Origin of the sequence: Variovorax sp. W2I14 (assembly GCF_050435205.1) — a bacterium.
Taxonomy (GTDB): Bacteria; Pseudomonadota; Gammaproteobacteria; order Burkholderiales; family Burkholderiaceae_C; genus Variovorax; species Variovorax paradoxus_C.
The window spans coordinates 1,331,337-1,354,442 of record NZ_JBNDJX010000001.1; the positions used below are offsets into that span (position 1 = coordinate 1,331,337).

Genomic DNA, 23,106 nt, shown 5'->3' on the forward strand with positions numbered 1-23,106 from the left:
AACGTGTTCCCGTGTGCTTGATCCGCCCTGTCGCCCCAGCGGCGAAAGATAGCGAGGCGTGCCTGAAGAAGCTCCCAAGAAATCCTGAAGATGTCTTCAGGATCGGCCGCGCCGCCGCGAGGCATGATCCAGCCCCATGAGAATCCTGTTGATCGAAGACGACCGCAAGGCTGCGCGCCTCCTGGCCCGCGGCCTGCAGGAAGAAGGCTTCATCGTCGATGTGGTGCACACGGCGGAGGAGGGCGACGAAGAGGCCTTCGTCATCGCCTACGACCTGATCGTCCTGGACTGGATGCTCCCCGGCAAGGACGGCCTCACGCTCTGCCGCGACCTGCGCCAGCGCGGCTGCAAGACCCCCGTGCTGATGCTCACCGCCCGCGATGCGCTCGGCGACCGGGTGGCCGGCCTCAACAACGGCGCCGACGACTACCTCACCAAGCCCTTTGCCTTCGACGAGCTGCTGGCGCGCGTGCGTGCGCTGCTGCGGCGCTCCGAACTCATGCGGCCGGTGGTGCTCGCGCTGGCCGACCTGAGCCTGGATCCGCAAAGCCAGCGCGTGATGCGCGGCGGCCAGGTGCTCGACCTCACCCACAAGGAGTTCGCGATCCTGCAGATCCTGATGCGCCATGCCGGCGAGGTGGTGAGCCGCTCCCGCCTGGCCGAGCAGGTGTGGAAGGACGACCTGATCGCCATCGACAACCTGATCGACGTGCACATCGGCAACCTGCGTCGCAAGGTCGATGCGCCGCCCGCCGCGCCGCTGATCCACACGGTGCGCGGACGCGGCTTCCGGCTGGCGCCGCCGGACGACGGCCATGCTTAGCCTGCGCAAGCGCCTGGCGCTGGCGCATGTGGGCGTCATCGTGGTGGTGATGGCGATGGCCGCGTTCGGCGCCTACCTTGTGTTCGCGCGCAACGTGCACCGCGAGCTCGATGCGGCGCTGCTGGCGCTGGCCGAAACCGAAATGGGCATGCTGCTGGCCGCGAGCGACGGCAGCCCGGTGACGGTGCACGAGGCGCCGCCCGGCCCGGGCGCGCCGTCGTTCGTGCGGCTCGACCGGCTGGTGCAGATCGTCGATGCGCGCGGCGGCGTGGTCGCGCGCAGTGCCAACCTCGGCGAAGCGCAGCTGCCCCTGCCGCCCGTGCTGCGCGACCGGCTCGCGGCCGGCGAGACCGTGTTCGAAACCCTCGACGGCTTCGGCGAGGAGCCGACCCGCATGGTCTCGGTGCCGGTGCCCAAGGGCGCGAAAGGCTCGGGGCGGCCCTCGTTGCTGGCGGTGCAGGTGGCCGGTTCGCTGGACGATGTGAACCGCACCGTCGCCATGGCCAGCGTGCTCTTTCTCATCCTCGGCGGATCGCTGCTGCTGGCGCTCGGCGCGGCCGGCGCCTTGATCACCCGGCGCGCTTTCGGCGCCATCGACGACGTGGTGCGGCAGGCGCACCGCATCGGCGATGCGAACCTCGGCGAGCGCCTGCCGCATCCGGGATCGCGCGATGAAATCGGGCGGCTGGTCGACACGCTCAATGCCATGCTGGGACGGATCGAGCACGGCATGGAAGCGCAGCGCCGCTTCACCGCCGACGCCTCGCACGAGCTGCGCTCGCCGCTGTCGCGCCTGCGCACCGAACTCGAGCTCGCGCTGCGGCGCCCGCGCGAACCGGCGGCCTATGTGGAAACGCTGCACTCGTCGCTCGAAGAGGTGGAATCGCTCACGCTGCTGGTCGAAGAGCTGCTGGTTCTGGCGCGGCTGGACGCGGGGCAGGAGCGCGACGCGGCCGAGACGGTGTCGCTCAACGCGCTGGCCGAAGAAGCCGTGCGGCGGCTCGAACCGCTGGCGCGCGAACGGCAACTGACGCTGCTGCTGGAACCTGCACCGCCCGTGGCCGCGCGGGTGGCGCGCGGTGCGGCCAGCCTGGCGCTGGCCAACCTCCTGGACAACGCGCTGAAGTTCTCGCCGGCCGGCACCGAGGTGCGCGTGCGCCTGCGCGCCGATGCGGAGGCGGGCGAGGCCGGCGAGGCGGTGATCAGCGTGTCGGACCACGGCCCCGGCATCCGCGGCGACGATCTGCCCCATCTGTTCGAGCGCTTCTACCGCGGCGCCGGCGCGCGCTCGGAAGCCACGCCGGGCCTGGGGCTGGGCCTTGCGCTGTCTCAGGCGGTGGTGCATGCGCATGGCGGGCGCATCGAGGCGTCGAACGAAGCCGGTGGCGGTGCGCGGTTCGACATGCATCTGCCGCTCGCGCACTGAGAGGAGAGCCGAGAGGCCCGCCGCCGGGACAAACCCTGACGGCCATCGCCGGTGGCGCTTCGAGAATGGTTCGATCCATTCTTCAGAAGCCACCAAGAGACAAAGCCACATGCATCGCACCCCGCCACAAGCCCTTACGCTGACCCGCCGCAGATTCACGCTCGCCGCCGCCGCCGCATCCAGCCTCGCCGTTCCGGCCTTCGCGCAGACCGCGTGGCCGAGCAAGCCGATCCGCATCGTCGTGCCCTACACGCCCGGCGGCTTCACCGACCAGATGGCGCGGCTCGTGCAGATCGGATTGCAGACGCGCCTGGGCCAACCCGTGCTCATCGACAACAAGCCCGGCGCCAACAGCCTCATCGGCGTCGATGCCATCGCCAAGGCGCCGGCCGACGGCAGCACCTTCGGCGTCGTCATCGCGGCGTATGCGGCCAACACCACGCTGTACCCCAAGCTGCCCTACGACCCGCAAAAGGACCTGACGGGCGTGTCGCTGATGGGCATTTCGCCGCTTCTGGCCGCGGTGAACATCAACGCGCCGTTCAAGACCGCGCGCGAACTCATCGACTACGCGCGCGCCAACCCGGGCAAGGTGAGCTTCGGCTCCTCCGGCAACGGCTCGGCCGCGCACCTGACGACCGAGCTGTGGAAGTCGCTCACGCAGACTTACATGATCCACATCCCGTACCGCGGCGCGGTGCCTGCGCTGACCGACCTGATGGGCGGGCAGATCCAGCTTTTCTTCGATGCGCCCACCGGCCTCATCAACCAGGCCAAGGCCGGCAAGGTGCGGCTGATCGGCGTGGCCGGCGACAAGCGCCTCGCGGCCGCGCCCGACGTGCCGACCTTCATCGAGCAGGGTTTCGCGGGCTTCACCGGCAGCACCTGGGCCGGGATGCTCGCGCCGGCGGGCACGCCGCGCGACGTCGTCAAGCGCATGTCGGAGGAAGTCGCGCGGATCATCAGGAGCGACGAGACGCGCGCCAAGCTCGACGCGATGGGCACGATTCCGGCGGGCAGCACGCCGGAGGAGTTCGATGCGTTCATCACGGCGGAGACGTCCAAGTGGGGCAAGGTCATCCGGACGGCGGGGGTGAAGGCGGAATAGCGGTGCGCCCCTGAGTGCGGGCAAAACACCCTACATTGCCTTGATGAAACATTCCACCTTCGGACACGACGTGCGGTCGTGCCTGTCCTTCGTTGCCATCGCCGCCCTGGGTGCCTGCGCCGCACCGGCCTTCGCGGCGGGCCTCGAATGCAGCCGTGCTGCCACCGGTACCGAGAAGGCGATCTGCGCCGACGAGAACCTGCGCAAGCTCGACGTCCAACTGTCCACCGTCTACAGCCGGCTGGCGGCCGCTCAGCCCGGGCAACGCGGTGAACTGCGGCGCGCGCAGTTGGATTGGCTCAAGACCCGCGACCGCTGCGGCACCGATACGGGCTGCATCGCGACGCGGCATGAAGAACGGCTGACCGCGCTTCAAGCGCAATTGCGCTACGTCGATGCCTACAAGCCCGACGACGTGGACCGCGAAGCGCTCCAAGAGCTGCAGCAAGCCGTGGAGGCAATGCGCAAGACCGATGCGGAGTTCCCGCTCGAAAAGGTCATCGACGCGCTGAGCATCAAGACGGGAACGACCTCGTTTTTCAACACGCGCGATGGCAACCGATCCGGCGAGGACGGGCATTTCCCCACTGTTCAACCCAAGGGGGTAACCGCGGACGAATGGCGCGCACTTCGTGCGTCCGGGATCGAAGGCGGCGGCGAGAACGGCGCCGGGTCCTATACCTTGATGGACATCGATGGCGACGGGCAACGCGACCTCGTGATCAACACCTATGTGGGAGGCACCGGGCTTTTCAACGAAATCAGCGTGCTTCGCCGCAAGGGCGCGAAGTTCACAGGCGTCGGTGCCCCGGGCCAGTCGGGCCAGGCTGATGCCAGCGGCCCGTCGAGCCTCTACATGACCAACGGCCGCGGCAGCAATCAGGCAGCCGAATGGGTTCTCCTGCGCGGGCGCGTCTACGCCGCCTACAGAAATAGCCAGTACGGCGTGGACAACGTTTATCTGCTGAGGCCGCTGACTGTCGTCGGCGGTGTCCCGACGCTGACCGTGCGCTACCGCTATCGGCTTTCGATCCCGAAGGTTCAGAAAGATGAGGAGAAGGGACCCGAGACAACGCTCGACAGCACCCTGCACGCCGCGCTGACCCGTGCGCTCGGGTTGGTGAATACCCGCGAAGCAGTCTCCGCAGACAAGCCGCTGTGCCCGATCCCCGAAGGCACCAGCGACGACGACCGCAGCAACTACACCAGCTATGGCCCCGGTCACTACAGCTACGAGATCGTTGGAGACGTTCCTGTGCGAATCGGGCCGCAGTGCTACATCGGACGGCTGGTGGACTGGTTCGGCCGCTACACGGCAAAAGGCAAGCTGCTCGCGTCGTTCTCGATGCGCAAGCCCCTCGATTTCGAAAGGGAGCAGACCTACACCGTTCAGGGCGTGCGATCCGTTGTCGGCACTGCTGCATCGATCTCGGCATTCGACTTCGGCAATTGATTGAAGCCGTCGCAGGGCGCAGCGCCTGCGACGGCCCCGGCGTTACATCGACGCTTCGAGCATCGCCTTGTAGTCGTCGCGCGAAGCGAGCCGCGGATTGGTCTTGTGGCAGTGGTCGGCCATCGCGCCGTCGATGATCTGCTCGAACAACGCGGGCGTGACGCCGACTTCCGCCAGGCCCTTGGGCAGCCCGAGGCGCGCGTTCATGTCGCGGATCGCTTCGCCGAGATCGCCGGGCGAATCCAGGTGCATCGCCTGCGCCATGCGCTGCAGGCGCTGGTCCTTCTGGACCGATTCGGCGCCCGCGTTGAAGCGGATCACCGCGGGCAAGAAGAGGGCGTTGAGCGTGCCGTGGTGCAGGCGCGGATCGACCCCGCCCAGGCTGTGGCTGAGCGAATGCACGCAGCCCAGGCCCTTCTGGAACGCCATCGCGCCCTGCATCGAGGCGCTCATGAGGTTCAGGCGCGCCTCGCGGTCGCTGCCGTCCTTGGTCGCGCGCTCGATGTGCAGCCAGGCGCGCTCCAGGCCGTCGAGGCCGATGCCGTCGGCCGGTGGGTTGAACGCGGCCGACATGAAGGTTTCCATGCAGTGCGCAATCGCGTCCATGCCGGTGGCGGCGGTGAGCTTGGGCGGCAGGCCGAGCGTGAGTTCGGGGTCGCAGATCGCGGCTTTGGGCATCAGGAACCAGCTGTGAAAACCGAGCTTGCGGTGATCGTCCACGATGACGATCGCGCCGCGCGCCACTTCGCTGCCGGTGCCGCTGGTGGTGGGCACCGCGATGAGCGGCACCGCGCGGTCGGTGATCTTCGGCGAGCCGCCTTCGATGGTCGCGTAGGTCTTGAGCGGGCCTTCGTGCGTGGCGGCAATCGCCACGCCCTTGGCGCAGTCGATGGCCGAGCCTCCGCCCACGGCGATGAGGCCGTCGCAGCGGCCGCTGCGGTAGAGCTCGACGGCGGCGCGCACCGCGGCCTCGGTGGGGTTGGAGGGGGTCTGGTCGAACACCGAGACCTCCAGGTCGGCGATGGCGTCGAGCGCCTTCTGCAGCACGCCGGCCGCGCGCACGCCGGCGTCGGTCACGATCAGCGGGCGATGGATGCCGATGCGCGCGCATTCGCTGGACAGGAGCTTGATCGCGCCGAATTCGAACTGGATCTGGGTGAGGTACTGGATGAGTGCCATGGATCGTGGGACGTGTGGACGTGGTGGGTGGGGGCCCGGACGCAGGGAAAAGCGTCGGGGAAGTACGATTGCCGACCATCCGAATCTAACAACAGGGGACAGCCTTGCACATGAACAAAACCCTTGCCGCTGTCACGCTCGGCACATGACGACCAATCCTTCGATGAACCTCCCCCCGCACCCGCTGACCGCGAAGATGGCCAGCGTGGTCGAGCGCATGGCGCGCGCCGGCCATCCGACGCTCGACCAACTCTCGCCCGACGAGGCGAAGGCTTCCTACGAAAAAGGCGCGGGCGTGCTCGAAGTGCTCAAGCCCGAGTTGGCGCGCATCGAAGACTTCACCATCGCCGCGCGTGACGGCTTTGCGATACCCGCGCGGCTTTATGCGCCCTCATCGGACGTGCTGCCGGTGCTGGTGTACTTCCACGGCGGCGGCTTCACGGTCGGCAACATCCGCACGCACGACACGCTGTGCCGCGTGCTGAGCAGCAAGAGCGGCTGCGCGGTGGTGTCGGTCGACTACCGGCTCGCGCCCGCGCACAAGTTTCCGACCGCATCCGACGACGCTTGGGACGCGTTCCAGTTCGTCGCCACGCAAGGCGCGAGCCTCGGGCTCGACGGCAGCCGCCTCGCGGTTGGCGGCGACAGCGCCGGCGGCACGCTGGCTGCGGTGTGCGCGATCTTGGCGCGCGATGCGGGCCTGCCGCTCGCGCTGCAGATGCTGATCTACCCCGGCATGACCGCGCACCAGGACACGCCATCGCATCAGCGCTTCGAGCACGGTCCGCTGCTCACCAAGGCGATGATTGATTTCTTCTTCGCGCAGTACGTCCGCACGCCCGCTGACCGCGACGACTGGCGCTTTGCGCCGCTGCTGGCCGACGACGTCGACGGCGTGGCGCCCGCCTGGATCGGCCTCGCCGAATGCGACCCGGTGGTGGACGAAGGCATCGCCTACGCCGACAAGCTGCGCACCGCGGGTGTGCAGGTCGATCTGGAAATCTACCGCGGCGTGATCCACGAATTCATCAAGATGGGCCGCGCGTTGCCCGAAGCGCTGCAGGCGCAAGGCGACGCGGCCCGGGCACTCAAGGAAGCATTGGCACCATGACGACAGAGACAAGAACCGCAGCGAACCGACGCGAGGACTTCCGTTTTTTCCACCGCCTGCGCGTGCGCTGGGCCGAAGTGGACATGCAGAAGATCGTCTTCAACGCGCACTACCTCATGTACTTCGATACCGCCATCGCCGACTACTGGCGCGCAATGGCGCTGCCGTATGAAGAGGCAATGCATTCGCTGGGCGGCGACCTGTACGTGCGCAAGGCGACGATCGATTTCCGCGCCTCCGCGCGCATGGATGACGTGATCGACGTGGGCATGAAGTGCGCGCGCATCGGCAATTCGTCGATCGTGTTCGAGGGCGCGTTGTTCCGGCAGGACCAGTACCTGGTCGGCTGCGAACTGGTCTATGTGTTCGCCGATCCGGCCACGCAGACTTCGAAGCCGGTGCCCGCGGCATTGCGCGAGGTGCTGCTGGGCTTCGAGGCCGGGGAGCCGATGCGCACGGTGGAAACGGGTGGCTGGGATGCGCTCGGCGAAGGGGCGAGCGCCCTGCGGCGCGCGGTGTTCATCGAGGAGCAGAACATTCCGAAGGAACTGGAGTGGGATGCGCACGACGCCGTCGTGCTGCACGCGGTGGTGGCGCGCAACCGCCTCGGCCAAGTCATCGCGACCGGGCGGCTGCTGCATGCCGAGGACGGCGTCTCCCACATCGGCCGTATGGCGGTGCACCGCACGCTGCGCAGCGGCGGGCATGGCGCCGCCGTGATGCAGGCGCTCGAAGACGCGGCCCGGGCGCGCGGCGACCGCGAAGTGGCGCTCAATGCGCAGCGCAGCGCCGAGCGCTTCTATGCGCGGCTCGGTTATGCGGTGCACGGCGAGCCGTTCGAAGAGGCCGGCATCCCGCACGTCGAGATGCGGCGGTCGCTGCGCTGATCAGTAACGGCTGGGCGGGTCCGGCACGTAGCCGGGGTCCGAACCAGGGAACGGCGATGGGCCGGACGGACGCGGCCAGCGCGGCGTGGGAGGCACCGGGATCACGCCCGCTGCAATGAGGTTGTCGCGGCTGTCGTAGCGGATGCGGACCACTTCGTCGGGCGTCGATTGGGCACGCTCGAAATTCGTCTTGCCGACGTACGAGGTTTCGCGGCGGCCGTGGGCCGTGCCCAGGCTTGGAGCCGGTGCCTGGCGGCGCGCCATGGCGCCGGCGGGTGCGTCAGCCGAGGACGCGGCCTCGGCGGGCGCCGATTTGGCCTTGGCATCGCCCAGCGCAGACGATTCGCTCCGCAATTCCCGGTCGCGCGAGCTGTACTCGTCGCGGCTCGGCGCGATCGGGGGAGGCGGCGGCACCGGCACGTTCTCGCGGAACAGCGCAACGCCGATCACGCCGACGTCGTCGGGCCGGCCGGTGCGGCTCGCGTAGGAGTTGCCGGCCGAGGCGAACTCGAAGGCGGCGATCTGCGAATCGCTCTTGCGCCAGCCGGTGATGTCGCTGTTTTCGCGCGCGCCGAACACGTAGCCGGTCTGCCCGATGCCCGCGGTTTCGCCGCTGACGACGTTGACGCCGTCCACCGACATCACGGCCATGATGCGTTCGCCCATCGCGTTGCGCGCCCGGATGGCATAGCGCGCACCGGGTCGGCCGGCCACCCAGTATTCGCCGCGGTGGCGGTAGATCGGGAGTTCGGCGCCGGTCGTGCGATCGACGATGGCGATCTGCATGATCGAGCCGATGCGGCTCGAAGAAGAGGGCGGCGCGAACGGCCGGGCCGGGCTTTCGGCAGCGGCCGCCAACGCGGTCAGGGCCAGGACGGTGGAAAAAAGTCTGCGCTTCATGGTGCTCTTCCTTGCCAGGAGTGGATCGATGCAGGCTTCTACGGCGCAGCATCGACGGCGGGGTTAAGCAGCACGCAAAAAAATGGCGCCATCTTTTTCGATGGCGCCGAACGCCCCTTTGGATGGGGGCGTTGGGGGAAGAAAGATCAGATGTCTTCGAGCAAGGCGTAGGGAAGCGGCTCGACCGTCAAGGCCGGGCCGATGGCCGCGCCGGCATGCAGGCCGCCGGCTTCGAGCGCCGAGATCTGCATCGAGACCAGCGCCGCCCAGCCGCCGCCGGGCGCCTGTGCCGCCTGGGCCACGGTGCCGACGGGTTGCTCGCCATCGCCGGCTGCGAACACTTCCTGGCCCACCGCCACGGGCGCATCGGCCTGCATGAGGTAGGTGCGGCGCTTGAGCGTGCCGCGGAACTGGCTGCGCGCCACGATCTCCTGGCCGGGGTAGCAGCCCTTCTTGAAGTTCACGCCGCCCACGGATTCGTAATTGATCATCTGCGGCACGAAGGCTTCGATGATGGGCGTGGTCACGGTCACGATGCCGCTGCGGACTTCGCTCCATTGCCAGAGATCGGCATCCAGCTTCGGCCCGGCCGGCGCGGCATGGTCGGCGGGGGCGATCCACAAGGCGCGCGGCACGCCGTCGGCCGGGTAGAGGGACACCACGCTGATGTCGTCGCCGATGGCGGTGCGCTTGCCGGGTGGCGTGGCCGCATCGAGGCCATTGGCGGTGAGCGCGGTGCCGGCCAAGCCGTAGAGCGCGAACTGGTCGGTGGCGTCGGTCAGCTTGGCCTTGGCGCGCAGCACGTACATCGACAGGCGCTTGAGCGTCGCGGCGAGGATGTCGCGGCTGCACACAAGAAGGATCGATTCGGGCTGCGGCCGGATGCCGATGAAGCTTGCGATCACGCGGCCCTTGGCGGTGCAGAGCGCGGCCAGGCGGGCTTCGGTGGCGCCGAGCAGGGAGAAATCCTGGGTCAGCTGGCCGTGCAGGAAGCTGGCGGCATCGGGGCCTTCGGCGCGGATCACGCCGAGGTGCGAGAGGGTGGCTACCCCGTTGAGAACGACTGTGGTCATCGCTGAATTATCATGGCCGGGCCTGTTCCTTCCGGGCGTCAGGGACTCCCTCCCTTTTCCCATTCCCATCGACCCACCGCTTCCCATCGGATTCGTGCGCAGCTTCTTTCTTACCCTCTTCCTGCTCGCCGCCCTGATCGCGCTCGCGCTCGGCGCCGGCGGACTCTGGTGGGTGCACCAGCCGCTCAGGATGTCGGCGCCCAGCGCCGATCTTTCCATCGAGCCCGGCACCACGCCGCGCGGCATTGCCCAGGCCGTGGCGAATGCCGGCGTCGATGTGCAGCCGCAACTGCTCTATTGGTGGTTCCGGATTTCGGGCCAGGACCGCCAGATGCGCGCCGGCAGTTACGAGCTGGAACGCGGTGTCACGCCGAAGCTGCTGCTCAACATCCTGGTGCGCGGCGAGGAAGCCACGCGCAGCCTGGTGCTGGTCGAGGGCTGGAACATGCGGCAGGTGCGCGCGGCGCTGGGCAAGGCCGATCAACTCAAGCCCGAAAGCGTGGGCCTGAGCGACGACGCACTCATGGCCAAGCTGGGCAAGCCGGGCGTGCACCCCGAAGGCCGCTTCTTTCCGGACACCTACACCTACTCGAAGGGCTCGACCGACATCGCCCTGCTGCAGCGCGCGATGCGTGCCATGGACAAGAAGCTCGAAGCCGCATGGGCGGCGCGCGCGGCCGACTTGCCCCTCAAATCGGCCGATGACGCGCTGATTCTGGCCAGCATTGTCGAAAAGGAGACAGGTAAAGCCAACGACCGCGCCGAGATTGCCGCCGTCTTCACCAATCGCCTGCGCATCGGCATGCCACTGCAGACCGATCCGACGGTGATCTACGGCCTGGGCGCCGCCTTCGACGGCAACCTGCGCAAGAAAGACCTGCAGACCGACAGCCCCTGGAACACCTACACCCGCGGTGGCCTGCCGCCCACGCCGATCGCGATGCCGGGCAAGGCCGCGTTGCTGGCGGCGGTGCAGCCGGCGCAGAGCAAATCGCTGTACTTCGTGTCGCGCGGCGACGGCACGAGCCAGTTCAGCAGCTCGCTCGATGACCACAACCGAGCGGTGAACCGCTACCAGCGCGGCGGTGGCAGCAGCAGCAGCGAACCCAAACCGAAGGCGACGCAATGAGCGCCGCGCCGGGCCGCCCCAAGCAAGCTCGCACCGCAGCCGAAGGCGGAGGTAATTTTCTATGAGCGACGGTCTGTTTCTGACGCTGGAAGGCATCGACGGCGCGGGCAAGTCGAGCCATCTCGATGCGATGGAGGCGCTCTTCAAGGCGCAGGGCCGTAAGGTCGTGCGAACGCGCGAACCCGGTGGCACGCCGCTGGCGGAAACGCTGCGCGGGCTGATCCTCGAACAGCCGATGGACCCGCTGACCGAATCGCTGCTGGTGTTCGCGGCGCGGCGCGATCACATCGTGCAGGTCATCGAACCGGCGCTCGCGCGCGGCGACCTCGTGCTGTGCGATCGTTTCACCGATGCCACCTTCGCCTACCAGGGCGCGGGACGCGGCTTCGATGCAGCCGTGCTGTCGACGCTGGAACAGTGGGCGCAAGGGGGCAGGGCGGAAGGGCTGTTGCAGCCGCACATCACGCTGTGGTTCGACCTCGCGCCCGAGACCGCGGCAGAGCGGCTGGCCGGTGCGCGCGTGCCGGACAAGTTCGAGGCGCAACCGGTCGAATTCTTCCGCCGCGTCGCACAGGGCTATGCAGATCGCGCGGCCGCCGACGCACAACGCTTCATTCGCATCGACGCCAGCCAGGCGCGCGACCAGGTCTGGCAGCAGATCGAAACGGCGCTGGTGGCGCGCGGCGTGCTGAGTACAGGGACCGCACGATGACCGTGCCAGCTCTCACGCCCTGGCTGCGCCAGCCGCTTGCTGAACTGCTGCGCCAGCGCGGCCATGCCTGGCTGCTGCAAGGGCCGTCGGGCATCGGCCAATACGAACTCGCGTTGGCGCTCGCCGCGGCCTGGCTGTGCGAGCAGCCGGTGGAAGAGGGCGGTGCCGCCTGCGGCCATTGCGCGAGCTGCCACGCCATCGAGGTCCGCACCCACGCCGACCTGTGCGTGCTGATGCCCGAAGTCGCGATGCAGGAACTGGGCTGGCCGCTCGACGAAAAGGCGCAGGCCGACATCGACGACAAGAAACGCAAGGCAAGCCGCGAGATTCGCGTCGAGGCGATGCGTGACGCGGTCGGCTTTGCCCAACGCACCAGCGCGCGCGGGCGCGGCAAGGTCGTGCTGGTGTATCCGGCCGAGCGCATGAACACCATCACCGCGAACGCGCTGCTCAAGACGCTCGAGGAGCCCGTCGGCGATGTGCGTTTCGTGCTCGCCAGCGAGGCTGCGTGGCAGTTGCTGCCGACCATTCGCAGCCGCTGCCTGGGCTTCACGCTGCCGTGGCCCGAAACGGCCGAAGCCGAAACCTGGCTCGTCGCGCAGGATGTGCCGGCCGCCGATGCAACCGCCCTGTTGCGCGCTGCCGGCGGCCGGCCCAGCGACGCCTTGCGGCTTGCGCGGTCCGGCCAATCGCCCAAGGCGTGGTCGCTGTTCCCCAAAGCCATTTCGCGTGGCGACGTGGGGGCGCTGTCGGACCATGCGCCCGCCCAGGCCGTCGGCGCGCTGCAGAAGCTTTGCCACGACCTGATGGCTGTCGGCAACGGCGCCGAACCCCGTTTCTTCGAGGCGGCCGACCTGCCGGCGGCGCCGTCGCGACTGGCGCTGGCGCGCTGGTCGAAGTCGCTCGCGAACGCTGCGAGGACCGCCGAGCATCCGTTCAATGCAGGTCTCATGCTCGAAGCGCTTGTGAGCGAAGCGCGAAGCACCCTAAACTCAGCCGCTCGCCGCCCATGAACCAACCTGTCGCCCCCGCCTCTGCTGCGCCCGCAGCCTCCACGCCCGCCAGGCCGAGCGTCATCCAGCTCGCCATCAAGGAGAAGGGGGCGCTCTATGCGGCCTACATTCCGCTCTTTGCCGAGGGCGGCATCTTCATTCCGACCACGCGCGAATACCGGCTGGGCGACGATGTCTATGTGCTGCTGACGCTGCCCGAAGACCCGCAGCGCTATCCGGTGGCCGGCAAGGTCGCCTGGATCACGCCGGCACGTGCCGCCGGCAACCGGGCGCCTGGTGTCGGCATCCGTTTTCCCTCGGATGACAAATCGCGGCAACTGAAGGCGCGCATCGAAGCGGCCCTCGGCGGCTCGATGGCGTCGGACCGCCCCACCCAAACCATCTGAGTTTTCCGTCGTCCTCGTGACGCGGAACTCCGTGTACGGCGCCACCTCACACAGGTGACAGGTGCGCCGACTTCACCGTCATTTCCGATGTTCACAGACTCCCACTGCCACCTGACCTTCCCTGAGTTCGCGGATCAGATGCCGCAGATCCGCGCCGCCATGGCCGCCGCCAAGGTCGACCGGGCCCTCTGCATCTGCACCAAACTCGAGGAGTTCGACGAGGTGCAGGCGCTCGCCGCCAGCTACGACAACTTCTGGGCCAGCGTGGGCGTGCACCCCGACAACGAGGACATCGCAGAGCCCAGCGTCGAAGACCTGGTGCGCCTCTCGGCCCGGCCCCGCGTGGTGGCCATCGGCGAGACCGGCCTCGACTACTACCAGATGGAAGAGCGCAAGGGCGGCCGCAGCATCGCCGACATGGAGTGGCAGCGCGACCGGTTCCGCGTGCACATCCGCGCAGCGCAGCAGACGCGCAAGCCGCTCATCATCCATACCCGGGAAGCCTCGGCCGACACGATTGCGATTCTGAAGGAGGAGGGCGAAGACGGCTCCATGGGAACCGGTGCGGCAGGCGGCGTGTTCCATTGCTTCACCGAAACCGCCGAAGTGGCGCGCGCGGCCCTCGATCTGGGGTTCTATATCTCGTTCTCGGGCATCCTGACCTTCAAGAAGGCACAGGACCTGCGCGACGTGGCCGCCTTCGTGCCACTCGATCGCATGCTGATCGAGACCGACAGCCCGTATCTGGCGCCTGTGCCGTACCGCGGCAAGACCAACAATCCGTCGTACGTGCCCTACGTGGCACAACAGATCGCCGAGCTGCGAAAACTGCCCGTAGAGGCCATCGCCAAGGCGACGAGCGACAACTTCGACACATTATTCAGGGACGTCAGATCATGAAAAACTACTTCAAGAAGTCGCTTTATCTCCTTGTCATTGCTGTATCTTTTGCCGCACATGCAGGATCGTTCGAGGACTTTTTCCGTGCCGTGCGCGGCGACAACGCCAGCGGCGTGCGCACCCTGCTGCAGCGCGGATTCGACCCCAACACGCTCGACGAGCACGGCCAGACCGGTTTGATGATCGCTTTGCGCGAACCGTCGCCCAAGGTCATCCAGGTGCTGCTCGAATCCCCCCAACTCAATGTCGACCTGCCCAATGCCAAGGACGAAACGCCGCTGATGCTGGCTGCGATCAAGGGCCAGCAGGACCTGGTCAAGCAGCTGCTCAAGCGCGATGCCGCGGTCAACAAGACCGGCTGGACGCCGCTGCATTACGCGGCCACCAGCGGCCAGTTGACGATCATGAAAGTGCTGCTCGACAACTACGCGTTCATCGATGCGCAGTCGCCCAACGGCACCACGCCGCTGATGATGGCCGCCATGTACGGCTCGGGCGAAGCCGTGAAGCTGCTGCTGGACGAAGGCGCTGACACGACGATGAAAAATCAGTTGGGCATGACGGCGGTCGACTTCGCGAACAAGGCGAACCGTGCGGAAGCGGCGCAGCTCATCACGGCCGCAATGAACGCCAAGGCCGGTCCGAAGCCGCCGCCCAAGGACGGCAAATGGTGAGATGGGCCGGCCTTGCGTTCGCGCTGGGTTTGACGACCGCCGGGTTCGATGCCGCCGCCCAGCACTCGATCTACAAATGCGTGCAAGGCGGCAAGGTCGTGTATTCGAACGAACCCTGTCCTGACGCGAAGAAGATCGAGATCAAGCAGACCAAGGGAGTGAACTACGAAGGCAGAGTATCTGGAAATTCGCCCAAGCGTTGAGGGCTGATTTCATCGCCTTGCAGGCCCGGCAAAAGGTCAATAAAAGGGCGCCTGCGCACTCGTGCGAGACTCTGTGGAGAAGGAGAAGCAGAGATGAATACGTTCCTATTCATGGTCGTTTTGCTGGTTGTCGGCGTGCTGGTGTTTCTGGTGGTGGCCAAGAAAAGGTCCGAGCAAAACACCAGCAACTTCGTCGACAAACCCAAGGCCCGGGCACCGCTCACTGCACGCGAGCAGGCGATGTACAACCGCCTCGTGCAAACGCTCCCGGACCTCGTGGTGCTGCCGCAGGTCAGCTTCGGCGCCTTGCTCACGGCCCGAACACGCGCGGCGCGCAGCACGTTCAGCCGCAGGATCGCCGACTTCGTCGTGTGCGACCGCTCGTTCAAGGTCGTGGCCGTGGTCGAGCTCGGCGACAAGAATCAAAAGGACAAGGCCCGGCGCGATCCGGATCGGGATGCGATGCTGATCGAAGCCGGATATCGCGTGCTGCGGTATCAGCGTGTGCCGGACATCGGACGCGTGGAAGCGGATTTCGATCCTTCGTTGGCGTCGGTCAGTCCGATGGGGTCCTGAACGCATTTTCTTGCGTGGTTCCCAGAATGGGTCCATTTGATTTGGCGTACAACGATCACACAATGTGCATTATGTTAAATTCAATCGCGAGACGGTGTCGCGCTTAAGCGGCTCCTTATTGGCCGACAGCAAGTTCGCGCGGTATCCCGCCACGAAGCGGCGCCCCCTGCGCTACTTTCGAAAAGCGCACGGGGCCTTCCAGTCTTAGCCTGGCAGTTCTTCCGCAACCTCGGACGGATCGACACCGCCCGGCGCCGTCTTCGCAAACGCATTGCCGCCCAGCGCCCGCGCAGTGACGACGTGAGACGCTGCGGCTTGCCCATTCACATCGAGCAGGAATTCCGAGGTGACGACGCGCGCGCCGCAGAAATCGAAAATGCCGTGATCGATCTGTGTGCGCATGGCCTGGTCGTAGCCGTGCCGTGCATAGGTGCCCCCGTCTGCGCCGCCGATGCCGATGAGGTGGACGGCCAGGCGGCCGAGCCGCTTTCCGAGCGTGCCGTCCGGCGCCTCGTCATACGCCCATCCATTGGAGAACACGCGGTCGATCCAGCCCTTGAGTTGGCCGGGGAACGACCACCAATACACGGGATAGACCAGCACGAGCGCGTCGGCCCGATCGATGCGCTCCTGCTCGCGCAGGATGTCCGGCGGCAAGGGCTTCTGGAGAAAATAGGCGGCGCGGTCGGCCTGATTGAAGGCCGCCTGGAAGCCTTCCGCAGCGATGTCGACGATTTCGGTGGTGTGCTCGCCCGATTCCTCAACGCCCTCGGCGAACGAGCGAGCGACAGCGTGCGTGAGGGACCGGGAATCGGGATGGCTGACAACGATGAGGGCATGCATGGCGGTTCCTTTTCGGGGTTTGGCTTAAACTACTGTTTGTAGGTTACCTTTGGTAGATTAACGATGTCAAGCAAGCAGATGGAACCGGTCATGCAAGTCGCAACCAGGAAACGCCTTCCCAAGGACGAGCGCGGCCGCCAGCTGCTGGACGTCGCCTGGGCCATCGTGCGCAGCGAAGGAACCGATGCGCTCACGCTGGGCTACCTGGCGGAGCGCGCGGGGGTGACGAAGCCCGTCGTGTACGACCATTTCGGCACGCGGACCGGCCTGCTCGGCGTGCTTTACGGGGAATACGACAGCCGGCAGCACGCGCTCATGGACGAGGCCCTTCGGGCGTCGGGAAAGTCGCTCCCCGCCGTGGCGAAGGTGATCGCCGCCGCCTACGTCAACTGCGTCATGGAGATGGGCCGCGAGATGCCCGGTGTGAGTGCTGCGCTGGCCGGCTCGCCCGAGCTCGACGCCTTGAAGAAGGAGCTCGAGGCCGAGTTCCTGGTGAAGTGCCGCAACGCGCTGCAGCCGTTTGCGAAACGACCCATTGCCCCGGCAGCGATGCGCGCAATGCTGGGTGCCGCCGAGGCCGTGTCGTTTGCGGCCGCCGCGGGCGAGTTCGATCCGGTGGATGCGGAGAACGAGATCTACGACGTCATTGTCCGGATCGCGCAGAGAGCCTGAACGCCCTGCCCGATCGGCGCGCCGCGGCACCTCATCCAACCGACAGCCTGGCTGCCCGAATGGATGCCCGCTCGCCGGCAGCGCGCCGTCGCTGTATCAGCTCAGACAGCCAGCCCTTGCTCCACTTCCTGGGTCTTGCGGCGCGCGAGCGCGAGGTTCGACTTCGACTTGTCGAGCACCAGATAGACGAACAGGCCTTCGTGCTTGTTCATCGGCCGGATGATGTGGTACTGGCGTCCGAGCGTGATCAGGATGTCCTCGATCACGTCGTTCAGGCCGAGCGCTTTCATGGTCTTGAGCTTGGCGCGAACGACCTCGGTGTTGCCCGCGGCGGCCACTTCCAGATCGACGCCCGAACCCACCTGCCCCAGGACCATGCCGCTGCCGGAGTCGACCAGCGCAGCGCAGAGCGCGCCGTCGATCGTCATCAGTTCATCCATGGATTGCTTGATATTTGCCATCAGAGTCTTTCGTAGTCCATCGCCCTCGGGATCGGCCGCCGCCCGGGCGAGTGATGAGCGCCGGCCGTTTGTGAAAAGGAAAAAAGACGCGGCGTTCAGGCGCGCTGCAGCGCGAGCGTCGCCAGCTTGGAGAGATACAGGACCTGGCCGATCACGGCGTCCTTGCCTGTGATCACGCTCACGATCAGGTCGACCTCGGCGTGGCGGGCCTGCAGCATCAGGATGTGGCCCGACGCGGTTTCTATCGCGACGTTCTCGCACTGCCCCAGCCCGCTCTCCACGCCGGCCACCGCGCCCAGCGCGGCCAACGAGCTCGCGATGGCCGACATGCGTGCGACCTGCGCGGTGTTCTCCGCGCGCGCGGCCAGCTCGAGGCCGTCCTCGGTCGCGATCACGACGGCCTTCACGCCCTTGATCTCGCGCATGAGCGTGTTCACGGCCGCGTCGGCGGCGTCCTTGATGCGGGGTGCGATGTTCATGTGGCTGGGGTCCGGCGTTGCGGGGAACAGAGGAAGGAAAAAGAAAGAAGGAACAGCGGCAGCAGCGGCGATGCCGTGCTCAGGCTTCGAGCTGGATCAGCAGCAGCTCGAGCAGCTGCACCACCTGCTGCGGGTCGGTCACGTTGGCCGGGAGCACCGGGCACATCACGCCCTTGTCCTGCATGCGTCGGGCGTAGGCATCGAGGTCCGGCTCGGGATGGGTCTCCATGCGCCCTACCGCAACGACGCAGGCGGTCTTCTCGATGAGCTCGGCGAAGCCGTCGAGATAGACCTCCAGGTCCGCCAGTGGATCGGGGCGGCTGTTGTCGACCAGGATGACCAGGCCGAGCGCGCCGCGCGCGAGGATTTGCCACATGAAGTCGAAGCGGATCTGCCCCGGCGTGCCGTACAGGCGCAGCTTCTCGCCGTTGTCCAGCGTGAGCTCGCCGTAGTCCAGGCCCACCGTGGTGGTGGCCTTGGCGACCGAAGCATCGCTGTTGCGCACCTCGGTGCGGACCGGTGCGATTTCGCTCACCGCGGCGATGGCGGTGGTCTTGCCGGCGCCCATGGTGCCGGTGAAAAGGATCTTGTGTTCCACGTGCTTCAGGCCTTCGAACCGGAGGACAGCAACCCGAGGCGGTTGCGGATGCGCGCGAGCAGGCCCGGCGCGACGACAGCGCGCGCCGGGGCGAGCGCGCGGTGCGCGTCCGCGCCGGAGGAAGCCTCCGAAACCTGCAAGGACTGCGAATCGGGCCAGAGCGATTCGGGCGCATGGCTGGCCGAGAATCCTGTGCCCGCGCTGCCGTGGCCAGTGCCGGCGACGAACCCTGCGCGCTCGAGCGCCGCGATGAAGTCGACGCACTCCTGTGCGCCGGCGTTCGAGCGCTGCTGCAGCGCATGGAGCGAAGCCGGGCGGCTCGCGAGCAGCGCGGCGAGCTTCATGCGCATGGGGGTGTCGAGCAGTGCGGCCGCGGGCCAGCGCAACAGGCGGTATTCCTCGCCGTGCGCGCCCCTGCCCCGCTCGCTGTGGTCGCGGGCAGCAGGCGCGAGAGCAGACGCAGGCAGGCCGAGCTCACGGGCGTGGACCACCATCGCGCCAAGGCGGTTGAGCATGACCTCGAGCGCGTCGGCGTGCAGCGGCAACCGCAGGAAAGGTCCATGCGGCGGCGGCGTTTCTCCGAGCGTCAGCCGCGGGACCGGATGATCGGCCGCATCGTCCGGCGCTGTCAGCGAGACGCGGTCGCCCACCACGCGCAGGTCGGCGTCCTCGACCTGCCAGGTCCATTGCTGGTGTGTGCGGTGGTCCAGCAATCGCACGAGGGACTTGAACAGCAGTTCGTCGCGGGCCGGCAGGCCATCGACGCTGTAGCTCAACAGCGGCCGGCGGGTCCGCGGCGGTGCGGCGAACGCCGCGGGCGTGGTCATCGGCATCCCCGGCGCAGCCATTCGGCCGCCGGCATCAAATGCACCAAATTAGGGCTTTTTTGCGGCGTGGACGGCAATTCAGGCGCTCCCGTTGGTGAAACATCCATGGGAAGCCTCGTGGCCGCCGAAATTGAATGCCTAAGTTTTAATAATCCCTCGCCAAAAATATAACATTGGTTGCATAAAAAAACACTAGATTACAAAACCCGATTGCCAACCACGGGAATCGGTGGGAAAAGTTGCTCGATGGCGTGCTGCGGCCTTGTCCGACACCTGACCACGACAAAACGCAATAACGTCTCGCTCGACGGTGGCTTCGTGCCGCTTTGGCTTTCCAACGAGACCCCGAGAAAAAATGGCCGATGGCGCGCGAGGCAAGAGGGATGACGAAACCGGTCCCGATCTCAACATTCCCCTGAACCTCGGGCTGATCACCGATGCCGACTACCGGCTGATGGTCGACGCCATCGCCGACTACGCGATCTTCTTTCTCGACCCCGGCGGCATCGTGCTCAGCTGGAACGCGGGCGCTAGGCAGCTCCAGGGCTACGAACCCCACGAGGTCATCGGGCGCCACTTCTCCATCTTCTATCCGCCCGAGCTGCTGGAGAAAAACTGGCCGCAGCACGAACTCGAGGTCGCGACCCGAACGGGCCAGTACGAGGAAGAAGGCTGGCGCCTGCGCAAGGACGGCACGCGTTTCTGGTCGAGTCTTGTCCTCACCCGCCTCACGAGTCCGGACGGCAAGCTGCGCGGCTTTTCCAAGATCACCCGCGACCTGTCGAACCGCCAGAAGCAGGACGAGCTGCTTCGCGCCAGCGAGGAGCGCTTCCGGCTGATCGTCGATGGCGTGAAGGACTATGCGATCTTCATGCTCGACCCCAGCGGCTACATCGTGAGCTGGAACACCGGCGCGAAGGCCACCAAGGGCTACGAGGCGCACGAGATCATCGGCAAGCACTTCTCGGTGTTCTATCCGCCCGAGGTGGCTGCCACCGGTTTTCCCGACGAGGAGCTGAAGACTGCGCGCGAGGTCGGCCGCTTCGAGGACGAGGGCTGGCGCGTACGCAGGGACGGCAGCCGGTTCTGGGCCAGCGTCATCATCACCGCCCTCTTTGACGAGACCGGCCGCCACCGCGGCTTTGCCAAGGTCACGCGCGACCTCACGGAGCGCCGGCGCATCTCGACCCTGGAGGACGAAGGCCGCCGCATCACGACCTTCCTGGCGATGCTCGGCCACGAGCTGCGCAATCCGCTCACGCCGATTTCCAACGCGGTGGCGATCATGGACCGCCTGGGTCCGGCCGCGGACACGGCGACGCTGGCGCGCATGAGCAGCATCATCGGCCGCCAGCTCAAGCAGATCACGCGGCTGGTCGACGACCTGCTGGATGTCGGCCGCATCACGAGCGGCAAGATCCATCTCGAATCGAAGCCCGTGCGGCTCTGCGACGTGATCGACGAGTCGATCGAGATGCTCAGGCCCTCCGCCGACGCCAAGCAGCACGCCCTGGTCTTTCACTCGCCCTCCGCCGACCCGTGGATCACCGGTGACCGCGCCCGCATGATCCAGGTCGTCTGCAACCTGCTGAACAACGCCATCAAGTTCACGCCCGACGGCGGCCGCATCGAGGTGCGGCTGCGCGAGGTGGGCGCCAATGCGGAGGTCAGCGTGAGCGACAACGGCCCCGGCATCCCGCCCGCCGCGTTGCCGCGCGTCTTCATGCTGTTCGCGCAGGGCGAGCAGGAAATTTCCCGGCCGCAGGGCGGACTCGGGCTCGGCCTCACGCTGGTGCAGCAACTGGTGACGCTGCACGGCGGCGATGTCAGCGCGTTCAGCAAAGGCACGCCGGGAGACGGCGCGGAATTCGTCGTTCGCCTGCCCCGCGCGACCGCGCCGCTGGAGAAGAAAAAAATCGACGGCAACGAGAGCCGGAAGATGGTCCTCGTGGTCGACGACAACCAGGACGCGGCCGAGACGATGTGCCTCCTTGTCGAAAGCCTGGGCTATGTGACCCGCACGGCCGCCGACGGCCCCTCGGCGCTGGAGGCAATCAAGGTCGAGCAGCCGGACCTCGTGCTGCTGGACATCGGCCTGCCGGGATTCAGCGGCGTCGAAGTCGCACTGCGGGTGCGCCGCGAGGTCCCGCATCCGCCCACGCTGGTCGCGGTCACAGGCTACGGCCAGGGCTCGGACCGGGACGCGAGCCTCGCGGCCGGCTTCTACGCGCACCTGACCAAGCCGGTCGATGCGCAGCAGCTCGAAGGGCTGCTCGCGCGCCTGCTCGACAAGTCCTGAAGAGAGGCTCAGGCTTTCTCGCCGAGCCCGTCCGCGCAGAACGCCAAAAACTCGTTGATCTCCGCGGCCTTGTCGAAAACCGCGTCGGCGCCCAAGGTCAGGCATTGCGCGCGGTTGTCCGCCGATGCCGCGTTCGTCAGCGCCACCACCAGTCCGCATTTGGGCCCGAGGGCGGCCAGCGCCGCGAGCACGCCGAGGCCACTGCCCTGCTTCAGAAGCAGATCCACCACCAGCAGATGCCAGCTATCGCGGTTCGCCTTCAGCCACGCCACAGCCTCCGCCTCAGAAGGCGCGGTGCCTACGATCTCCGCGCGCAGATAACCCTCCAGCACGACCTTCAGGCTGTCCTGGATCGTCGGTTCGTCTTCCACGATGAACACGGCCCGCGTCATGCGCTGGACAGTCGCTCTTTCGCTCGCGCACGGGTGTAGGCAGACAGCGCGTCAGCGTGTTGGCGCCACGCCGAGCGCTGCCGAATGCAGTCAATCCAGCGTGGCCAGGTAGGCCGCGATGTCCCGCGCGTCCTGCTCGGTCACGCCCAGTTCGGGCATCGCGGTGAGCGGATCGACCTCGCGCGTGTGGCGCAGCCATCGCACCATGTTGTCGGGCGTGTTCGCGAGCTTGCCGCCGATCAGCGAGCGCTTCGCCATGCCGGCCAGCGGCGGGCCGACGTTCGGAAACGAACCCGTGATGCCGGGAATCGTGTGGCACGCATTGCAGGCGTACTGGTAGAGCGCGCGCTGGCCGCGCCGCACCTCGTCGCCCTTTTCCGCCGAGGCCGCGCGCACGCCGGGTCCGCATGAGGGCGCGGCCGGCGTGCCCTGGCCGGCGGGCAGCATCGGCGCGCTCGCCTCTGCGTACTGCTGCGGCGTCATGTCGGGCAGCCGCTGCAGAAATGCGACCACGGCCCACAGGTCTTCATCGGACAGCCGGTACTCCCAAGCCGGCATGCCGCTCATCTTGATGCCGTGCTTCGTCACCCAGTAGAGCTCGCGCGCATTCCAGCGCTGCCGCGCATCGACCAGCGGGCCAGGGAGCGGCTGCATGCTCTTGCCGATGTCCCCCTGCGCCACGCCCGGCGCACCGTGGCACTGCACGCACTTGTCGCGAAAGCAGGCCGCGCCGCGCGCCACCCGTTGCGCGTCGGCAAGATCCGGCGGCTCGATGCCGCGCGCCCGCAGGCGCACCGACTGCCGCATCGCCGTCTCGAGCAGCGAGTAGACAGGCTGCGTGTGCTGCTCGGTGGCGGCCACGTTGTAGACGCCGCCCCACGCCATCCATGCCGCACCGGCCGCCGCGGCCAGGCCGAGCGTCGCGAGGGTGAGGAGGATGGTCTTGGGCGTCCCCATTTGGCGGCATTGTCCGACGCGCACC

At 67.2% G+C, this 23,106-nt stretch carries 26 protein-coding genes; 16 read left to right on the forward strand and 10 right to left on the reverse strand.

Annotated elements, in window-relative coordinates; genetic code table 11:
• Positions 1 to 136: 136 nt before the first annotated feature.
• The 4 genes from QF040_RS06240 to QF040_RS06255 all read left to right on the forward strand — a co-directional run bounded on the left by QF040_RS06240 (position 137) and on the right by QF040_RS06255 (position 4,810).
• Positions 137 to 823 carry a response regulator transcription factor gene (locus QF040_RS06240; RefSeq protein WP_429610290.1) on the forward strand — a complete coding sequence of 229 codons (687 nt, stop codon included), beginning with the start codon at positions 137 to 139 and terminating at the stop codon, positions 821 to 823.
• Positions 816 to 2,249, forward strand: a complete 1,434-nt coding sequence (locus tag QF040_RS06245; RefSeq protein WP_429610291.1) for a sensor histidine kinase — start codon at positions 816 to 818, stop codon at positions 2,247 to 2,249. The genes QF040_RS06240 and QF040_RS06245 overlap by 8 nt, the downstream gene beginning before the upstream one ends.
• A gap of 109 nt (positions 2,250 to 2,358) precedes the next feature.
• A complete protein-coding gene (locus QF040_RS06250; protein WP_429610292.1) occupies positions 2,359 to 3,357 on the forward strand; it encodes a tripartite tricarboxylate transporter substrate binding protein in 999 nt (332 codons plus the stop codon).
• 43 nt (positions 3,358 to 3,400) lie between these two features.
• On the forward strand, positions 3,401 to 4,810 hold the full coding sequence (locus QF040_RS06255) for a lysozyme inhibitor LprI family protein (protein WP_429610293.1): 1,410 nt from the start codon (positions 3,401 to 3,403) through the stop codon (positions 4,808 to 4,810).
• Between the two features lie 42 nt (positions 4,811 to 4,852).
• Here the strand turns inward: QF040_RS06255 and QF040_RS06260 are convergent, their stop codons facing one another.
• Positions 4,853 to 5,989, reverse strand: a complete 1,137-nt coding sequence (locus tag QF040_RS06260; protein ID WP_429610294.1) for an iron-containing alcohol dehydrogenase — start codon at positions 5,987 to 5,989, stop codon at positions 4,853 to 4,855.
• Between the two features lie 163 nt (positions 5,990 to 6,152).
• On the opposite strand from QF040_RS06260, the gene QF040_RS06265 reads away from it, so the two are divergent.
• Complete coding sequence (locus QF040_RS06265) at positions 6,153 to 7,100, forward strand: alpha/beta hydrolase (protein WP_429610295.1); 948 nt, start codon at positions 6,153 to 6,155, stop codon at positions 7,098 to 7,100.
• Positions 7,097 to 7,987 carry a YbgC/FadM family acyl-CoA thioesterase gene (locus tag QF040_RS06270; protein WP_429610296.1) on the forward strand — a complete coding sequence of 297 codons (891 nt, stop codon included), beginning with the start codon at positions 7,097 to 7,099 and terminating at the stop codon, positions 7,985 to 7,987. The genes QF040_RS06265 and QF040_RS06270 overlap by 4 nt, the downstream gene beginning before the upstream one ends.
• On the opposite strand, the gene QF040_RS06275 is transcribed toward QF040_RS06270, so the two are convergent.
• Together QF040_RS06275 and QF040_RS06280 are read right to left on the reverse strand one after the other, a co-directional pair.
• Positions 7,988 to 8,887, reverse strand: a complete 900-nt coding sequence (locus tag QF040_RS06275) for a hypothetical protein (protein WP_429610297.1) — start codon at positions 8,885 to 8,887, stop codon at positions 7,988 to 7,990. It abuts the gene before it with no gap.
• 146 nt (positions 8,888 to 9,033) lie between these two features.
• A complete protein-coding gene (locus QF040_RS06280) occupies positions 9,034 to 9,960 on the reverse strand; it encodes a YgfZ/GcvT domain-containing protein (RefSeq protein ID WP_429610298.1) in 927 nt (308 codons plus the stop codon).
• 94 nt (positions 9,961 to 10,054) lie between these two features.
• Between QF040_RS06280 and mltG the strand changes: the two genes are divergently transcribed.
• The 8 genes from mltG (at position 10,055) to QF040_RS06320 (ending at position 15,553) form a co-directional block, all read left to right on the forward strand.
• Complete coding sequence (mltG, locus tag QF040_RS06285) at positions 10,055 to 11,089, forward strand: endolytic transglycosylase MltG (RefSeq protein ID WP_429610299.1); 1,035 nt, start codon at positions 10,055 to 10,057, stop codon at positions 11,087 to 11,089.
• 61 nt (positions 11,090 to 11,150) lie between these two features.
• Positions 11,151 to 11,801 carry a dTMP kinase gene (gene tmk / locus QF040_RS06290; protein ID WP_429610300.1) on the forward strand — a complete coding sequence of 217 codons (651 nt, stop codon included), beginning with the start codon at positions 11,151 to 11,153 and terminating at the stop codon, positions 11,799 to 11,801.
• A complete protein-coding gene (locus QF040_RS06295) occupies positions 11,798 to 12,814 on the forward strand; it encodes a DNA polymerase III subunit delta' (protein ID WP_307608879.1) in 1,017 nt (338 codons plus the stop codon). The genes tmk and QF040_RS06295 overlap by 4 nt, the downstream gene beginning before the upstream one ends.
• On the forward strand, positions 12,811 to 13,200 hold the full coding sequence (locus QF040_RS06300; RefSeq protein ID WP_307507037.1) for a PilZ domain-containing protein: 390 nt from the start codon (positions 12,811 to 12,813) through the stop codon (positions 13,198 to 13,200). The genes QF040_RS06295 and QF040_RS06300 overlap by 4 nt, the downstream gene beginning before the upstream one ends.
• A gap of 87 nt (positions 13,201 to 13,287) precedes the next feature.
• The gene (locus tag QF040_RS06305; protein WP_429610301.1) at positions 13,288 to 14,100 is read left to right on the forward strand and encodes a TatD family hydrolase; all 813 of its coding nucleotides are present in this window, start codon (positions 13,288 to 13,290) and stop codon (positions 14,098 to 14,100) included.
• Positions 14,097 to 14,774, forward strand: coding sequence for an ankyrin repeat domain-containing protein (locus QF040_RS06310; protein WP_429610302.1), 678 nt, complete (start codon positions 14,097 to 14,099; stop codon positions 14,772 to 14,774). The genes QF040_RS06305 and QF040_RS06310 overlap by 4 nt, the downstream gene beginning before the upstream one ends.
• The gene (locus QF040_RS06315; RefSeq protein ID WP_429610304.1) at positions 14,768 to 14,977 is read left to right on the forward strand and encodes a DUF4124 domain-containing protein; all 210 of its coding nucleotides are present in this window, start codon (positions 14,768 to 14,770) and stop codon (positions 14,975 to 14,977) included. Before QF040_RS06310 ends, QF040_RS06315 begins: the two co-directional genes overlap by 7 nt.
• Before the next feature lie 111 nt (positions 14,978 to 15,088).
• Positions 15,089 to 15,553 carry a DUF2726 domain-containing protein gene (locus QF040_RS06320; protein WP_307507025.1) on the forward strand — a complete coding sequence of 155 codons (465 nt, stop codon included), beginning with the start codon at positions 15,089 to 15,091 and terminating at the stop codon, positions 15,551 to 15,553.
• A gap of 204 nt (positions 15,554 to 15,757) precedes the next feature.
• On the opposite strand, the gene QF040_RS06325 is transcribed toward QF040_RS06320, so the two are convergent.
• On the reverse strand, positions 15,758 to 16,396 hold the full coding sequence (locus QF040_RS06325; protein ID WP_429610305.1) for an NAD(P)H-dependent oxidoreductase: 639 nt from the start codon (positions 16,394 to 16,396) through the stop codon (positions 15,758 to 15,760).
• Positions 16,397 to 16,486: 90 nt separating this feature from the next.
• Between QF040_RS06325 and QF040_RS06330 the strand changes: the two genes are divergently transcribed.
• Positions 16,487 to 17,068, forward strand: coding sequence for a TetR/AcrR family transcriptional regulator (locus tag QF040_RS06330; RefSeq protein ID WP_429610306.1), 582 nt, complete (start codon positions 16,487 to 16,489; stop codon positions 17,066 to 17,068).
• Positions 17,069 to 17,169: 101 nt separating this feature from the next.
• Here the strand turns inward: QF040_RS06330 and QF040_RS06335 are convergent, their stop codons facing one another.
• The 4 genes from QF040_RS06335 to QF040_RS06350 all read right to left on the reverse strand — a co-directional run bounded on the left by QF040_RS06335 (position 17,170) and on the right by QF040_RS06350 (position 19,433).
• Positions 17,170 to 17,529, reverse strand: a complete 360-nt coding sequence (locus QF040_RS06335; RefSeq protein ID WP_013541434.1) for a hypothetical protein — start codon at positions 17,527 to 17,529, stop codon at positions 17,170 to 17,172.
• 95 nt (positions 17,530 to 17,624) lie between these two features.
• Positions 17,625 to 18,008 (reverse strand): roadblock/LC7 domain-containing protein, encoded by a 384-nt coding sequence (locus tag QF040_RS06340; protein ID WP_429610307.1) that lies wholly within the window; start codon positions 18,006 to 18,008, stop codon positions 17,625 to 17,627.
• Positions 18,009 to 18,087: 79 nt separating this feature from the next.
• Positions 18,088 to 18,606 (reverse strand): GTP-binding protein, encoded by a 519-nt coding sequence (locus tag QF040_RS06345; RefSeq protein WP_429610308.1) that lies wholly within the window; start codon positions 18,604 to 18,606, stop codon positions 18,088 to 18,090.
• A gap of 5 nt (positions 18,607 to 18,611) precedes the next feature.
• The gene (locus QF040_RS06350) at positions 18,612 to 19,433 is read right to left on the reverse strand and encodes a hypothetical protein (RefSeq protein WP_429610309.1); all 822 of its coding nucleotides are present in this window, start codon (positions 19,431 to 19,433) and stop codon (positions 18,612 to 18,614) included.
• Between the two features lie 355 nt (positions 19,434 to 19,788).
• Here QF040_RS06350 and QF040_RS06355 point away from each other — a divergent pair, with 355 nt between their 5' ends.
• Positions 19,789 to 21,732 carry a hybrid sensor histidine kinase/response regulator gene (locus QF040_RS06355; protein WP_429610310.1) on the forward strand — a complete coding sequence of 648 codons (1,944 nt, stop codon included), beginning with the start codon at positions 19,789 to 19,791 and terminating at the stop codon, positions 21,730 to 21,732.
• Between the two features lie 8 nt (positions 21,733 to 21,740).
• Here the strand turns inward: QF040_RS06355 and QF040_RS06360 are convergent, their stop codons facing one another.
• Together QF040_RS06360 and QF040_RS06365 are read right to left on the reverse strand one after the other, a co-directional pair.
• On the reverse strand, positions 21,741 to 22,124 hold the full coding sequence (locus QF040_RS06360) for a response regulator (RefSeq protein ID WP_429610311.1): 384 nt from the start codon (positions 22,122 to 22,124) through the stop codon (positions 21,741 to 21,743).
• A 90-nt stretch (positions 22,125 to 22,214) separates the two neighbouring features.
• On the reverse strand, positions 22,215 to 23,081 hold the full coding sequence (locus QF040_RS06365; RefSeq protein ID WP_429610312.1) for a c-type cytochrome: 867 nt from the start codon (positions 23,079 to 23,081) through the stop codon (positions 22,215 to 22,217).
• Between the last annotated feature and the right edge of the window lie 25 nt (positions 23,082 to 23,106).